Raw genomic sequence first — 15,486 nt, forward strand, 5'->3', positions numbered from 1 at the left:
ATTGCGGTAAGCTTTTTTCTTTTTTAATTAGTAATTTGATCTTGCTGATTTAATCTGTTTAATCTTGCTAAACCATGGTCACAACTTTTAATTTGTGTAGCAAGTTCCATTTCTAAAATTTGTTTTTTACTTTGATTTAATTTGTTTTTAATCTTGCTTACCTGTGTATGAGTACCCGGCTGTTTTTCAGCTTCTTCAATTAAACGTTCCGTTGCGCTGAATAATTTTTGACATTGTTGCGGAACCTGTGTTTGTGTTTCAGCGGCGGATGTATTAACGCTAACAAAAAATAAGCCGGCGCAAAGCGCGACAAGAGATACTTTGATTTTCGAAATCATATAATTCCTTACCTATAAATAATAATCTAAAAAAGTTAGGATTTGAGGCGTTTGAATGAAACGGCGACGGAGGTTATTAAACCCTCTACAAACCACTGAAGTTAGATTGGTAAAAACAGGCTCGAACATAGCAGAACATTTACTTTTTGTCCAGTCTTAATTGTAAATTAACCTAAATTTTGTCAATTAAAGTAGATAAAAGTTGCAAACAGGTTAATAACACATATAATTTGCGCTGGATCAAATTTTAGTATTTTTAATTGAATTTGTATTTTTTGATATAAATTCTAAAAATGTGATCTGGGTAGCTTTTTTATTGTTTTTTATCCTCACAAATAGTAGTAGAATTGCACCGATAAGAGTTATATCCCGCTTCCGATAGTTTTAAACTTGAACAACTTATAATTCAAGAAAAATATTTCAGGTGCGCTGAATAACTTAACTTTATGGGGTGATTATCCGGCAGGATTAGCATTTTGTTTATATTTAAAGCCGCAGTTCATAATCAAAATGTTAATTATCCGGTCTAATCAGCGGATTAAAAAATCTTGTAGCATTTACAGGGAGTTGAGATGTTAGACGTTGTTGAACTTTCTCGCTTGCAGTTTGCATTAACTGCGTTATATCACTTTTTGTTTGTGCCGTTAACGTTGGGTTTGTCATTTATCCTGGTGATTATGGAAACCTTATATGTGGCAACAAATAAACAAGTTTATAAAGATATGACAAAATTCTGGGGTAAATTATTCGGAATTAATTTTGCTCTGGGTGTGACTACCGGTATTACGATGGAATTCCAATTCGGTACAAACTGGTCATATTATTCTCATTATGTCGGTGATATTTTTGGTGCGCCGTTGGCCATTGAAGCGTTACTTGCTTTCTTCTTAGAATCGACTTTTGTCGGTTTATTCTTCTTTGGTTGGGATCGTCTGACAAAAGCCAAACATTTGCTTGCGACATATTGCGTAGCATTTGGTTCTAACTTATCTGCGATGTGGATTTTAGTGGCGAACGGTTGGATGCAAAGCCCGGTGGCTTCAGAGTTTAATTTTGAAACCATGCGAATGGAAATGACCAGCTTTATGGATTTATGGTTAAACCCCATCGCACAAAGTAAACTGGTTCATACCTTAGCAGGCGGTTATGTTTCCGGTGCTATGTTTGTACTGGCGATTAGCGCATACTATCTATTAAAAGGTCGCGATATCGGCTTTGCTAAACGTTCGTTCTCCGTTGCGTCCGTATTTGGCTTCATTTCTATTATCGCCACTATTATTATGGGTGATCAATCCGCTTATGAAGTCGGTAATGTGCAGAAAACCAAATTAGCGACGATGGAATCCGAATGGCATACTCAAGAAGCGCCCGCTTCCTGGAATGCATTTGCCATTCCGAATGATGCGGAAATGAAAAATGACTTTGAATTCCAAATTCCGTATCTTGGCGGAATTATGGCGACTCGTTCATTAGATCAAACTTATCCGGGTATCCATGATATTTTGATTGAAAACGAAGGTCGCGTACGTAATGGTATGGTGGCTTACGGTTTATTGGAAGAATTACGTGCGCAGAAGAAAGCCGGTCAGGTTAATGAAGAAACCAAAGCCCAATTCTTAGCCACCCGTGACGATTTAGGTTATGGGTTATTGCTGAAACGTTATACCGATAAAGTTGTTGATGCGACTGAAGAACAGATCAAACAAGCTACAAGAGATACGGTTCCGAATGTTGCGCCAGTATTCTGGTCATTCCGTGTGATGGCTGCTCTTGCAGGTGTAATTATGGTATTGCTTTCAGGCGCATTTATTCAAAACCTTCGTAATGCGACAACCAAAATTCCTCTTTTACTTCATGCCTTATTATGGTGTTTACCATTACCTTGGATTGCTATTGAATGCGGTTGGTTCCTTGCGGAATACGGTCGTCAACCATGGGCGATTTATGAAGTATTACCTGTAGGTGTGGCAAATTCATCACTAAGTACCGGTGACCTTTGGTTCTCAATCGGTTTGCTTTGCGGTCTTTACACGTTATTTATCGTTGTTGAAATGTATTTAATGTATAAATTTGGTCGTCTGGGTCCAAGTTCATTGAAGACTGGTCGTTATTATTTCGAACAATCATCTAAAGCAGGAGCCTAATTATGTTTGACTACGAAAGTTTACGTTTTATTTGGTGGATCCTAATTGGAGTGTTGCTACTTGGTTTTGTGGTAACCGACGGCTTTGATATGGGCGTTCTCACTTTATTACCTTTTGCTGGTAAAAAAGAAGTCGAGAAACGCATCATGATTAACTCCGTAGCGCCGCATTGGGACGGTAACCAGGTTTGGTTATTAACCGCCGGCGGTGCGATGTTTGCCGCATGGCCGATTGTTTACGCCGCATCCTTCTCGGGGTTTTATATTGCGATGATTTTAGTTCTGGCGGCATTATTTTTCCGTCCGGTAGGCTTTGAATATCGCGCTAAAATTGATAATCCGGCATGGCGTAAAGCCTGGGATTGGGGGTTATTCCTCGGTGGTTTTGTTCCTTCTCTAGTATTTGGCGTTGCTTTTGGTAACTTATTGCAAGGCGTACCGTTCGAGTTTAACGATTTACTGCAAGTGAAATATACGGGTACTTTCTTTGAATTATTAAATCCGTTTGCTATTCTTTGCGGTTTGATTAGCTTGTCTATGTTAATTACTCATGGCGCTGCCTGGTTACAAATGAAAACGACTTCGGATCTGCGTGATCGTGCTCGGGCAATCACTCAAGTCGGCGCATTTGCAACTTTAATTACGTTCATACTTGCTGGCGTCTGGTTATTGTATAAAGACGGTTTTGTATTAAATAGTACGGTCGATCACTTTGCGCCTTCTTCGCCGCTGGGTAAAACCGTTTCATTGGAAACAGGCGCTTGGTTTAATAACTACTATGAAATGCCGGTATTGTGGATATTCCCTGCATTAGTCGTGGTTGGTGCATTATTGAATATCGCTTCCTCTAAAGCGGATCGTTCAGGTTTTGCATTCTTCTTTTCCGCATTAACTATGCTAGGTGTGATTTTCACCAGCGGTATTGCAATGTTCCCGTTTGTAATGCCTTCGATCACTCACCCTGATATGAGCTTATTAATGTGGGATTCGACATCAAGCGAATTAACGTTAAGTTTAATGTTCGGTTTGGCTTTGGTGTTTGTTGTGATTATGCTTATTTATACTATTTGGGCATATGCCAAGATGTTTGGTCGTCTTGACGGCAACTTTATCGAAGAAAACAAAAACTCATTATACTAAAGGAGAATCATTATGTTTTATTTAGCTTGGGTAGTGGGTGTGTTGTTAGCTATTTTAGCCAGTGTGATGATTACAATACGCATTGAAAAATCTGGAAAATTTGATGAATGATCATGATTAATTCAGTATATCTATTAGTAAATAAGGGCTCTTGGCGAGCCCTTTCATTTATTTTAGCGATTTTATTAACCGCCTGCTTTTTCTTTAATATCCATCAATTTACCTCTGAGCTGAGAACTGCAAATCCCATATGGGTAGTATTAATTTTATGGTCAACGGTTATTTTATGGATCCATGGTATGGGCTTTGATATTCGGTCTGATTTGGGTAAATATTTATTTTTTCCTATATTTGGTTATCTCATTAGTTTTGTTGCGTTATTTCAGCATTTTTTATATTAAAAAAGCTAGAGGCTGTTTATTTTTTAAGTATAAATTTTAATCATCTTGAACCCTAGCACGGCAAAGTCGTACTGGGTACAATAAATCGTTTAATTTTGTTTATTTTATATACTTAAAACATCAACAAGCTCTAAAAATCATAGGCGTTCAATAAAAATTTTTTGATTTTTAATTTTTATAATTTTTTAAAATTTAATGGGTTAAATGCTTGCTTATCATATTTACTAGCTCTAAAATACGCCAGTTTTACTGACCTTTTCGGAGAGTAGTAAAAGTAGTTGAGGGTTTCTTTAAAACCCGATTATAAATCGCCTCTTAAAGTAAGGACAGTGAATTGCAATGAACAACACATTTCAATTTCCCGTACGTGTGTATTATGAAGATACGGATGCTGGCGGTGTAGTTTATCATGCTCGTTATTTACATTTTTTTGAACGGGCAAGAACGGAATTTTTGCGTACCTTGAATTTTTCGCAAAATCAATTATTGCATGAACAAAACATTGCATTTGTGGTCAAATCGATGACTATCGACTATCGATTTCCGGCTTGCCTGGATGATGCATTGATTGTTGAGAGCGAAGTTGTAGAAGTCAAAGGGGCGACAATCCTATTCTCACAAATATTAAAAAGAGATGAATTAGTTTTAACTACGGCTACGGTAAAAGTAGCCTGTGTTGATCTTGGTAAAATGAAACCTGCGGCACTTCCGGCAGAAGTGAAGGCCGCAATTTCTAAGTAGATATCTTTTTCGGAGTTATGTAATGTCAGGTGATTTGAATTTTTTCGAATTATTTATTAAGGCGAGTATCGTCGTTCAAATTGTTATTTTAATTTTAATCGCATTCTCGGTTATTTCCTGGACGATTATTATCCAACGCAGCCGCGTATTAACGACAGCGCTAAAAGATTCTTCAGCATTTGAAGATCGTTTTTGGTCCGGCGAAGACTTAACCAAACTTTATGAAGGTTTATCAAACCGTCGCGACGGCTTAACCGGTAGTGAACAGATTTTTTATGTAGGGTTTAAAGAGTTTTCCCGCTTAAAACAAGCAAATCCGGAAGCTCCTGAGTCAATTATTGAAGGTAGCTCTCGTGCTATGAACCTGACAATGAATCGTGAAATTGAAGAATTAGAAGGCCGCATTCCGTTTTTAGCCACAGTGGCTTCGATCAGCCCGTATATCGGCTTGTTCGGTACCGTGTGGGGGATTATGCACGCATTTATGGGATTAAGCGGCGCGAAACAGGCAACTTTGCAAATGGTGGCACCGGGTATCGCCGAAGCATTGATTGCAACGGCAATCGGTTTGTTTGCTGCGATTCCTGCGGTAATGGCATATAACCGCTTAAGCTTACGTCTAAATAAATTAGAACAAAATTATGGCAATTTCATTGATGAATTTACCACAATTTTACATCGCCAGGTATTTGGCAGCAAAACTCATTAATGTAAGCTTTTTTATCGCACTTTACTGATGAAAAGTGCGGTTAATTTTTGAAGAATTTTACGAGGTTCCTATGGCTTATCGCCGTAAAGAAAGAAATATTAAATCCGAAATTAACATCGTGCCTTTTTTGGACGTATTGTTAGTTTTGGTGCTTATTTTCATGGCAACCGCACCAATTATTAGTCAAAGCGTAGAAGTTGATCTGCCTGATGCCGTTGAAAGTCAAAACGTCTCGAATGAAGATAAAGTACCTGTAATTATTGAAGTTGCCGGAGTCGGACAATATGCGATTTCCATTGCAGGGCAGCGCACGGAAAATTTAACTGAAGAAATGGTTACCGAACAAACCAGAGCGGAATTTGAAAAAGATCCGAACACAATGTTTTTAATTGGTGGCGCACGTGACGTGCCTTATGAAGAAGTAATCAAGGCACTTAATTTACTTCATCTTGCGGGTATTAAATCTGTTGGTTTAATGACAGATCCAATTTAGTTTGAATAGGATAAGCGGTGAAAAATAATCGACAAAACAAAGAAAGAAGTGCATTTCTGACATCATTGGTTTTGCACATACTCTTGTTCGGTTTGTTGATCCTGAGTTCTTTCTACCACACAGTGGAAGTTATGGGCGGCGGTGAAGGTGACGGCGAAGTTATCGGCGCAGTAATGGTTGATACGGGCGCAGCCGCTAAAGAGTGGGGACGTATTCAACAAGATAAAAAAGGGCAAACGGATAAACAAAAACAAAAGAAAGTGCCTGATCAAGTTGATGGAGAACAGCATTCGCCAGAGCCCGAACAGAAAATAGAAGAACAAGTTGAAAAGCAAAAACAACAAGAACTTGAAAAACAAAAACAGTTAGAACAACAAAAACAAGCGGAGCAGCAAAGACAACAAGAGTTAAAAGCTCAGAAGGAAGCTGCGGAAAAAGCGAAGGCAGAAGCGGAAGCGAAAGCAAAAAGAGAAGCGGAAGCGGCAAAATTAAAAGCGGATGCCGAAGCAAAACGCCTCGCGGCCGCTGCGAAACAAGCGGAAGAAGATGCGAAAGCCAAAGCAAAAGCAGAGGCTGAAGCAAAAGCCAAAGCGGAAGCAAAAGAAAAAGCTGCTGAAGAAGCTAAACTAAAAGCACAAGCGGAGGCCAAAGCTAAAGCGGAGGCTGAAGAAAAAGCTAAAGCTGAAGCCAAGGCAAAAGCCGATGCCGAAGCAAAAGCCAAAGCAGAAGCTAAGGCGAAAGCTGATGCCGAAGCAAAAGCCAAGGCGGATGCGAAAGCAAAATCTGATGCAAAAGCAAAACAAGCAGCACTGGATGATTTCTTAAATGGCGGCGATGTCGGTGGCGGTAGTGCTATGAAAGGCGGCAATGCCAATAAAGCGGGCAGCCAGGGTAGCGGTGCAGGTTTAGGTGCCGGCGACGGCGGTAAAGTCGGTGATCAATACGGAGCGGTGATTAAACGTGAAATCAAACGTCGTTTCTTAAAAGATCCTAGTTTTGCCGGTAAAGTATGTAGCATTAGAATTCAATTAGCCCGTGACGGAACAATTACCGGATACCAAAAAGTTTCTGGTCCGGATGATATTTGTACGGCAGCGTTAAGTGCGGTAGCAAGAACGAAAAAAGTTCCTGCGGCACCGTCTGATGATGTGTACAATAAATACAAAAATCCAATTATTGACTTTGATTTAAAATAATTGTTTTTTTGGAAAGTAAGATAAACCGATAAGGTGGTATGATGAAATTTTTAACTCGCATGTTAAGTGCATTCGCCGTATTATTTTTTGCGATTAGTACTGCACAAGCGGATGATGAAGTCCGAATCGTAATTGATGAAGGTGTTGATGGGGCTCGCCCTATTGCTGTGGTTCCGTTTAAAACAAACGGTTCCGTACCCGCAGATATTGCAGAAATTGTGACCGCAGATTTACGTAATAGCGGTAAATTTAATCCGATTCCGGTAAGTCAAATGCCGCAACAACCCGCTTCCGCATCGGAAGTAACACCGGATGCTTGGGCAGCTTTAGGGGTTGATGCCATTGTTGTCGGTCAGGTAACCGCAACAGGTAACGGTTATAATATTGCCTATCAATTGGTTGATACTGTTGGTGCTTCAGGCGGTGCGGGCGCGGTATTGGCACAAAATTCCGTAACCGTAGGCGCTAAATGGATTCGTTATGGCGCGCATACCGTCAGCGATGAAGTTTTTGAAAAGTTAACGGCAATTAAAGGTGCTTTCAGAACGCGTATCGCTTATGTGGTACAGAAAAACGGCGGCTCTAAACCTTATGAAATTCGTGTGGCGGATTATGACGGTTTCAATCAATTCATTGTAAACCGCAGCTCACAACCAATTATGTCTCCTGCTTGGTCTCCTGATGGCAAACGCTTAGCTTATGTTTCGTTTGAAAACAGAAAATCACAGTTGGTTGTTCAGGATTTAGGTTCCGGTGCACGTAAAGTTGTGGCTTCATTCCAAGGTCATAACGGCGCGCCGGCATTTTCACCGGACGGTTCGCGTTTAGCCTTTGCTTCAAATAAGGAAGGGCAATTAAATATTTATGTAATGGGCGCCAACGGCGGTCAACCGACTCAATTAACAAGCGGTTCCGGTAATAATACCGAACCTAGTTGGTCACCGGACGGCAGTTCAATTTTATTTACCTCGGACAGAGGTGGGTCACCACAGGTGTATCGCATGAGTTCTTCAGGCGGTGCGGCATCACCTGTTGGTGGTCGGGGCAGCGCTCAAATCAGTAGCGATGGTAAAACATTAGTGATGATTAACGGTAATAATAATGTTGTAAAACAAGATGTTACCAGTGGTGCAAGTGAAGTATTGAGCACTTCTTTCTTAGGTGAGAGCCCTAGTCTTTCACCAAATGGTATTATGATCATTTATAGCTCTACCCAAGGGTTAGGAAAGGTGTTACAATTAGTGTCCGCAGACGGACGCTTTAAAGCGCGGTTACCAGGAACAGACGGACAAGTAAAATTCCCGGCTTGGTCACCGTATCTAGATAAAAACTAAGGAGAAAATCAATGAAATTAGCAAAATTATTGTTAGTTGCACCAGTATTAGCATTAGCAGCATGTAGTTCATCAAACAACGATGCTAGCGCAGACGGCGCAAATGCAGGCGCACAATACGGTGGTATGTCAGTACAAGATTTAACAACTCGTTATACACCGTTTATTTTGCATTCGATAAATATGATATCGAAGGCGAATACCAACAATTATTAGATGCTCACGCTTCATACTTAACAGCAACTCCGGCAGCTAAAGTATTAGTTGAAGGTAACGCTGATGAACGTGGTACACCGGAATACAACATCGCATTAGGTCAACGTCGTGCGGATGCAGTTAAAGATTTCTTATCAGCTAAAGGTGTTCAAGCTGGTCAATTATCAACTGTTTCTTACGGTGAAGAAAAACCTGCAGTGTTAGGTCATGACGAAGCAGCTTATGCTAAAAACCGTCGTGCAGTGTTAGCATACTAATTTTTGAATAATTTAACTTATATTCATTATTAGTTCTAAAACAGGAGTTATTTATAGCTCCTGTTTTTTTGTTGCTTAGACTAAACATTAATGAAGTAATAATGATGAAATAATTTATTTCTCATAAATGAGGATTATTGTTCAAAATTTACTAAATTTGTTGCCTATTTAGGCAAATAAAAAAAATAATGAAAAAATTAGTTGATTATTAAATTAAAATCCGTATTATAAGCACCCGTTACACAGCGTAACCTTGTGGGTCGTTAGCTCAGTCGGTAGAGCAGCGGACTTTTAATCCGTTGGTCGAAGGTTCGAATCCTTCACGACCCACCACTTAAAATTTGGTTTTATCCATATTCAATATGGGTCGTTAGCTCAGTCGGTAGAGCAGCGGACTTTTAATCCGTTGGTCGAAGGTTCGAATCCTTCACGACCCACCACTTAAAATTTGGTTTTATCCATATTCAATATGGGTCGTTAGCTCAGTCGGTAGAGCAGCGGACTTTTAATCCGTTGGTCGAAGGTTCGAATCCTTCACGACCCACCACTTAATTCCCAAAGATTCTTTATTATTGCGATCCTGATCGTAAAATTTACTTATTTGATTTCTTTATTTGTCATATCTCTTTTAAAGTGCGGTCAAAAATAAGGAAATTTTATGAGGAAAGGTTTTTCATTAATTGAATTTCTAACTGTGCTGTTATTAATCAGTATTTCCGGTTCGCTGACGCTCTCCGGTTGGCAATCTTTAGGTGAAAGCCAAATGCTGCAACAGGAACAACAACGGTTGTTGCTTTTTATTAAAAATATCCAGGCTCGGGTGGAAAATTCTAATCAGGTTTGGCACTTGGTTGCTAATCGTTCCTTTGATCAAAAAAATTGGTGTTTTACCGCACAAATCAAACATGATCTGTTTATTTGCGATTGCTTTTATCCCGTTTTATGTCCAAAAGAATTATTGCCGCATTTTTATTATCCGTTATTTCCTGACACAGTTAAATTTGTCGGTAAAAAATATTATCCTGCTATTACGGCGAAATTCGGTGGAGTCCGGCGAACCACCGAGAATAATTGCTTTTCCCTTATTTCCTCCAATAAACAGAGCGTATTGAGTTTTTCAAAAATGGGGAATGTCAGTATCAAAAAACCGGGAAGCAGTTCTTCCTGCTTTAATACGGCGGAGGAATGATGATTTATCGTGGCGAGACCTTGGTTGGTTTACTCATATCCATGACGCTATCTGCTTTTTTAATTTTAATTGCGGTGCAGTTTTATGTTTATGTTCAGCATACGAATTTACAAGTTATGCAGCGGCTAGAGTTGCAAGCGGAATTACAGAGTATTTTACAGATTATAGCGAAAGATTTACGCCGCACAGGATTTGACTTGCCTTATTCCGAACCTGAGAAAATTAAATTTGATCATTTCTCCAAAGAATCACCGAATAGCTGCGTTATTTTCACTTACGGATTGGGGGAGTCGGATAAAACTAAACTTAAAAAGCAAAATACAGAGGAAGATACGAAAGTAGTATTGGGTTATAGGCTATATAATCAGCGGCTGGAAGCGATTCCGCAGGCGAAGAAAACCAATACTGAACGCAATGAAAAAACTTTAGTTGAAGGTTGTTCTTTGCGCTTAGGTTGGGAACAATTGATTGATTCGGATAAATTTGCCGTAAGTCAGTTGCAATTTAAATGGCTTGTTGAGAAGAAAGGCATTGAGATTTATCTCAAAGGATATTTGAAACAACAGAAATCCCTTTTTTATGAAACATCTATTATCTTACCGATCATGAATGAGGTGATGTGGGATGAGAACCTGTAAACGTGGGTTTGCAACCCTGATGATTGTGTTTATCATTGCCGGTCTTGCTGTATCGACAATGTTGTTCACCGATGATCAGCTTCATTATCATCGTGGTATTATGGCGCAGCGTTCCGCTTATGTCAGCCAAATGGCGCAGTTGCAGAATTTGGCAATAGAACAGATGCCTGTTATTTGCCAGCAAATTCCAGACGGATTGCCCGATAACACAACAAGTTATACGTTACCCATAAGTTTATCGACCGCATCATCAAATAAAAGTGCGGTAGAAATTTCGCATTTTTTGCGTTGCCGTCGTTATTCATTGCTAGCAACCAAGCCTACCAAAAAATTTGAAAGTTATAGTACGGCGGTGAATGAAGAAAATATCGAACTGTTTCGTCATAGATTTAATCAGTCTTATATAAATGAGGACACCGGTCAAAAGGTGTTTCTTTATTGGCTTGATGAAACGACCGAATCTTTAATCCTGAGCGGTGACACCAATGCCGTGGTTATTGCAAAAGAACCGTTGAAAATTGAAGGAAAAGGGCGATTAAGAGGCGTTGTTATCAGTGATTATCCCGTAGAGCTTGAAGGCGTTCAGCTTAGTTACAATAAATATGTGATGGATTTTATTTATCGGGAATTCAGTCTGTGGAAATTAGCCGAACGCAGTTGGAGTGACTTTGATGCGGAAAATAACTAAAGGTATGACATCCGTATCTTTATTGATAACAATGGTACTTTTTAGCGTAATAATGCTCAGTATTTTGCAGTGGTCCGGTTATCAGCGTAAAAGTGCGGTAGAAATTTATCAATATTTTCAAGCGGTACAAATTGCGGAAAATCAGAAACAACGGCTGTTTTTAGGTCTGGGTTGTGAATCTCAAGTGGTGCAAAATGGCATTCAATTCCGCCTGTTATGTGTCGGCGAGAAAATAACCGTAAGTTATCCAATGGGGAAATTAACGTTATAAAATCAATAAATCCCTTGCAGTTAAAAATAAACTCACTGAAAATAACCGCACTATTGGTTATTAGGAAATTTATTGTGTTTACGGTTTACCATTCGAATCGACTTGATGTTCAAAAAGACATCTTAATTGAATTAATGCAGCTTTTGCCGCCGGACGATCCTTTTCAAACTGAAATTATTCTTGTGCAAAGCCCCGGTATGGCGCAGTGGTTGCAGCTGAAAATTGCAGAAAAAAAAGGTATTGCCGCTAATCTCAAATTTCCTATGCCGGCAAGCTTTATTTGGCAGCAATATATCAATGTATTAGAAGACGTAAGCCAACAGACACAATTTAACAAAGATGCCATGACCTGGCGTTTAATGCAGCTAATTCCGCAATTTCTTTCCGAACCCTGCTTTCAGGCGTTAGAAAATTATCTGAAAAATTCACCGTACTCCGAACAGCAAAAATTATATCAATTAGCCCGTAAAGTAGCTGATCTTTTCGACCAATATTTAGTTTACCGTCCAAATTGGATTCATGCCTGGGAAAATAATCAGCCGGAATCAATTGAGCAGGCTATCGGTACCTATCAAAAAGACGATAATCCTGAATTAATTACACAAATCAAACGGGATATTAAGTGGCAAGGGATTTTATGGCGTGCGCTAATTGATGAAGTTCAGCGCGGGGCGGGTTATAAAGTGCGCCACCGGGCTAATTTACATCAGGCGTTTATTGATAAATTACGCAGCGCTAAACCGGAAAATTTGCCGCAGCGAATTTTTATTTTCGGTATTTCCGCTTTGCCTCAATCTTATTTGGAAACTTTTGAGGCAATGAGTCGGTATTGTGATATTCATTTGTTTTTTAATAATCCGAGTCGCGAATATTGGGGTGATATTGTTGATGATCGTTTTTTACAGAAATTGCAAACCCGCCAACGGTTTGACCATTATGAAAATAATCATACCGCATTGCTAAGTTCGGCAACCTTGACGAATATGCAACAAGAAAATTACGAGTTTTCTCCGGATAACGAAAAACTGCTGGTTGGGAATCCGCTGTTAGCCGGTTGGGGGAAATTGGGTCGGGATTTCTTCTATTTATTAACGGATTTAATGACTCGAGCGGAAGAACATAATCGGGAAATTATCGCTTTTGTAGATCTTGACGACAAAACCTTGCTATCTCAGGTTCAAGGTCATATTTTGGATTTAATTCCTATGGCGGTAAAAAAACTGAATAAACCGCAAGAAGATAATTCACTGACCATTCACGCCTGTCACAGCGTTATGCGCGAAGTTGAGGTTCTGCATGATTATTTATTATCCCTTTTCGAATTGGATAAAAATCTTACCCCGAAAGATATTGTGGTAATGGTTGCCGATATTGATAAATATGCGCCTTATATTCAGGCGGTCTTCGGACAATATCAAAAAGATTTGCAAACTAACCAATTTTATCAAGCGGATAAGCGTTATATTCCGTTTTCAATCTCAGACAATAAATTGACTGAAAGTGATGTATTAATCGCCTCGTTTCTCATGTTATTGAATTTAAAAGAAAGCCAATTCAGTGCTGAAGAAGTGCTGGCTTATTTGGATATTCCTGCTATCCGTATGCGTTTTCAGATTGAATTGGAAGACTTAGAAACTATTCGGGAATGGGTTAAAAATTCAGGCATTCGCTTCGGGTTGGAAAAGCGAACTGATAATAGTCTTAAAAATTATAATGCCTGGCAATCGGGATTAGAGCGAATGCTGCTTGGTTATGCTATGCGCGCGGAAAACGGTATTTGGCAGGATAGCCTAGGCTTTGACGACAGTCACGGCTTGCAAGGCAAACTTGCAGGATTACTGGCTGCTTTTATCGAGCGGCTTTACCAATGGCAACAATTCTTGCGTAACCCTCATAGTTATGAAGAATGGGGTCAAGCACTGCTGGAATTGGTAGATCATTTTTTCTTGGAGAATGAGCAAAGCCTCGAAGCGATACTTTATCTTAAAGAGATCATTCAACAACTTCATGAACAATTAGACGAAGTCAATTTTACCAGTAAACTGGAAATTGACGTTATTGCCGAAGTGATGGCAGAGCAGTTAAACGATAAAAATACGAGTCTGAAATTTTTAGTCGGAAAAGTGAGTTTTTGCACGTTGCTGCCTATGCGGGCAATTCCGTTCAAAGCGGTTTGTTTACTGGGCATGAATGACGGCGAGTATCCGCGTCAGCAAACGCCGAATAGTTTTGATTTAATGCAATATCATCGTCAAAAAGGCGATAGATTTCGCCGTGATGACGATCGTTATTTATTTTTAGAAGCCTTACTGGCGGCGGAAAACTATTTTTATGTGAGTTATGTGGGGCAATCCATCATTGATAATCAGCAAAGAGAGCCTTCGGTGCTTGTTAGTCAGTTATTGGATTATTTGGCGGAAAATTTAGCGAATAACGACGAAGAAATCGAACAAATCCGCACAAGTTTAGTTCAATATCATTCAATGACGATATTCAGCCCTGATAATTTTTCTGCAATGCATCGTTCTTATGCAAAAGAATGGCTGCCGTTAGTTAATCGTAATCAATATCCCGTGCCTGATTTTACCCAACAGATTAGCGGTGAAATTGATGAAGTGAGGGAAATCGATATTCTTCAGCTTGTACAGTTTGTACAACATCCGGTGAAATTCTTTTTTGAGAAACGGTTGGGCGTTTATTTTCAACAAACGGACGAGCAAATTCCGGAAACGGAAAATTTCACTTTGGATAATCTGGACAATTTTTTGATAAAAGACGAATTGATTCGTTTTGCCGATGATGAAACCGACAACTATTTCGAACGCCTGAAGCTGGAGGGTATTTTGCCTTACGGTCATTTTGGTGACATTTATAAGCGACGATTGCAAAATGAAGCCGCGGAATTAAAAAATAAGATTAGCGCTTATTTAAGTCAGGAGCCCGCTCATCAGTTTGTCGAAATTACATTAGATATGGGTGAACAAAGCGTTTTACTCACCGGACATTTAGACCATCTTTATCAGCCTTTTGCACAACGGGTAAAATGGCGGGTCGGCGAAGTGAAAGATAAGCATATTATTGAAAACTGGTTATATTATTTGCTGCAACTTTGCACCACGGATAATGTTAATCCGCCTTTATATTATGGCAAAAACGGTTGTATCGGTTTCAAAACTTTGGAAAAATCCACCGCACTTTCCATACTTAAATTATATGTTAAAGCCTATTTGCAGGGGCTAAAACAGGTACAAATCGTACCGACATATAAAATTGACGATTATTTAAAATCCTGTCAACCGGAAACCGAATTTGACACGTTGTCCGCCTTTAATAATTTGCGCGATTTATTTAAATCATCAAACAATTATACCAATGAAAAAGAAGACATTTATTGGACCCGCGTATTTCAACAGGCAACGGAATTAAATTCAGACAAAGAAAAATTAATGCAAATCCAACAAACAACCCGGGACTGGTTCGGTTTAATGCTGAATTCGGTGGAAAAGGTTAAACTTTAGATAAGTCTTTAAAAGCAGAATTGGCTATATTCGGGATCAACGGTTTACTAATGTTCTGGTGGTTATTAATGCCTGAAAACTTATAATAAAAAGACAGCATTTTAAGCTGTCTTTCCGGTTTTGGTGCTCTGGGCGAGACTTGAACTCGCACGACCTACGGTCACCACCCCCTCAAGATGGCGTGTCTACCAATTCCACCACCAGAGCATTTTAAA

General features: G+C 39.4%; 15 protein-coding genes, 4 tRNA genes and 1 pseudogene. 18 read left to right on the forward strand and 2 right to left on the reverse strand.

The window, feature by feature from the left end:
• Positions 1-23: 23 nt before the first annotated feature.
• Entirely contained in the window at positions 24-338 is a 315-nt protein-coding gene (locus MS_RS03290; protein WP_011199893.1) for a DUF5339 domain-containing protein, read from the reverse strand.
• A gap of 572 nt (positions 339-910) precedes the next feature.
• Between MS_RS03290 and MS_RS03295 the strand changes: the two genes are divergently transcribed.
• The 18 genes and pseudogenes from MS_RS03295 to recC all read left to right on the forward strand — a co-directional run bounded on the left by MS_RS03295 (position 911) and on the right by recC (position 15,271).
• Positions 911-2,482 carry a cytochrome ubiquinol oxidase subunit I gene (locus tag MS_RS03295; RefSeq protein WP_011199894.1) on the forward strand — a complete coding sequence of 524 codons (1,572 nt, stop codon included), beginning with the start codon at positions 911-913 and terminating at the stop codon, positions 2,480-2,482.
• Positions 2,483-2,484: 2 nt separating this feature from the next.
• Positions 2,485-3,621, forward strand: a complete 1,137-nt coding sequence (gene cydB, locus MS_RS03300; RefSeq protein WP_011199895.1) for a cytochrome d ubiquinol oxidase subunit II — start codon at positions 2,485-2,487, stop codon at positions 3,619-3,621.
• Positions 3,622-3,633: 12 nt separating this feature from the next.
• The gene (locus tag MS_RS10940) at positions 3,634-3,732 is read left to right on the forward strand and encodes a cytochrome bd oxidase small subunit, CydX/CbdX family (protein ID WP_011199896.1); all 99 of its coding nucleotides are present in this window, start codon (positions 3,634-3,636) and stop codon (positions 3,730-3,732) included.
• 2 nt (positions 3,733-3,734) lie between these two features.
• Complete coding sequence (locus MS_RS03305; protein ID WP_041640153.1) at positions 3,735-4,022, forward strand: cyd operon YbgE family protein; 288 nt, start codon at positions 3,735-3,737, stop codon at positions 4,020-4,022.
• 339 nt (positions 4,023-4,361) lie between these two features.
• Positions 4,362-4,763, forward strand: coding sequence for a tol-pal system-associated acyl-CoA thioesterase (gene ybgC, locus MS_RS03310; RefSeq protein WP_011199898.1), 402 nt, complete (start codon positions 4,362-4,364; stop codon positions 4,761-4,763).
• A gap of 22 nt (positions 4,764-4,785) precedes the next feature.
• Positions 4,786-5,472: a protein TolQ gene (gene tolQ, locus MS_RS03315; protein ID WP_011199899.1), complete on the forward strand. Its 687-nt coding sequence runs from the start codon at positions 4,786-4,788 to the stop codon at positions 5,470-5,472.
• Between the two features lie 70 nt (positions 5,473-5,542).
• Positions 5,543-5,965 carry a colicin uptake protein TolR gene (gene tolR, locus MS_RS03320; RefSeq protein ID WP_011199900.1) on the forward strand — a complete coding sequence of 141 codons (423 nt, stop codon included), beginning with the start codon at positions 5,543-5,545 and terminating at the stop codon, positions 5,963-5,965.
• 17 nt (positions 5,966-5,982) lie between these two features.
• Positions 5,983-7,161 (forward strand): cell envelope integrity protein TolA, encoded by a 1,179-nt coding sequence (gene tolA, locus MS_RS03325; RefSeq protein ID WP_011199901.1) that lies wholly within the window; start codon positions 5,983-5,985, stop codon positions 7,159-7,161.
• A 41-nt stretch (positions 7,162-7,202) separates the two neighbouring features.
• On the forward strand, positions 7,203-8,495 hold the full coding sequence (tolB, locus tag MS_RS03330) for a Tol-Pal system beta propeller repeat protein TolB (RefSeq protein ID WP_041639599.1): 1,293 nt from the start codon (positions 7,203-7,205) through the stop codon (positions 8,493-8,495).
• An 11-nt stretch (positions 8,496-8,506) separates the two neighbouring features.
• Positions 8,507-8,967: pseudogene (pal, locus tag MS_RS03335) on the forward strand (peptidoglycan-associated lipoprotein Pal).
• 257 nt (positions 8,968-9,224) lie between these two features.
• Positions 9,225-9,300, forward strand: a tRNA-Lys gene (locus MS_RS03340).
• A 31-nt stretch (positions 9,301-9,331) separates the two neighbouring features.
• A tRNA-Lys gene (locus MS_RS03345) sits at positions 9,332-9,407 on the forward strand.
• Positions 9,408-9,438: 31 nt separating this feature from the next.
• Positions 9,439-9,514 (forward strand) — tRNA-Lys (locus MS_RS03350).
• Positions 9,515-9,625: 111 nt separating this feature from the next.
• Complete coding sequence (locus MS_RS03355) at positions 9,626-10,156, forward strand: pilus assembly FimT family protein (RefSeq protein WP_011199903.1); 531 nt, start codon at positions 9,626-9,628, stop codon at positions 10,154-10,156.
• The gene (locus tag MS_RS03360; protein WP_011199904.1) at positions 10,153-10,794 is read left to right on the forward strand and encodes a PulJ/GspJ family protein; all 642 of its coding nucleotides are present in this window, start codon (positions 10,153-10,155) and stop codon (positions 10,792-10,794) included. The genes MS_RS03355 and MS_RS03360 overlap by 4 nt, the downstream gene beginning before the upstream one ends.
• Entirely contained in the window at positions 10,781-11,482 is a 702-nt protein-coding gene (locus MS_RS03365) for a DUF2572 family protein (RefSeq protein WP_011199905.1), read from the forward strand. The genes MS_RS03360 and MS_RS03365 overlap by 14 nt, the downstream gene beginning before the upstream one ends.
• Complete coding sequence (locus tag MS_RS03370) at positions 11,466-11,753, forward strand: DUF5374 domain-containing protein (RefSeq protein WP_041639601.1); 288 nt, start codon at positions 11,466-11,468, stop codon at positions 11,751-11,753. The genes MS_RS03365 and MS_RS03370 overlap by 17 nt, the downstream gene beginning before the upstream one ends.
• 74 nt (positions 11,754-11,827) lie before the next feature.
• Complete coding sequence (recC, locus tag MS_RS03375) at positions 11,828-15,271, forward strand: exodeoxyribonuclease V subunit gamma (RefSeq protein ID WP_041639602.1); 3,444 nt, start codon at positions 11,828-11,830, stop codon at positions 15,269-15,271.
• A gap of 121 nt (positions 15,272-15,392) precedes the next feature.
• On the opposite strand, the gene MS_RS03380 is transcribed toward recC, so the two are convergent.
• Positions 15,393-15,478, reverse strand: a tRNA-Leu gene (locus MS_RS03380).
• Positions 15,479-15,486 lie beyond the last annotated feature (8 nt).

It is taken from the genome of [Mannheimia] succiniciproducens MBEL55E (assembly GCF_000007745.1).
GTDB classification, from domain to species: domain Bacteria; phylum Pseudomonadota; class Gammaproteobacteria; order Enterobacterales; family Pasteurellaceae; genus Basfia; species Basfia succiniciproducens.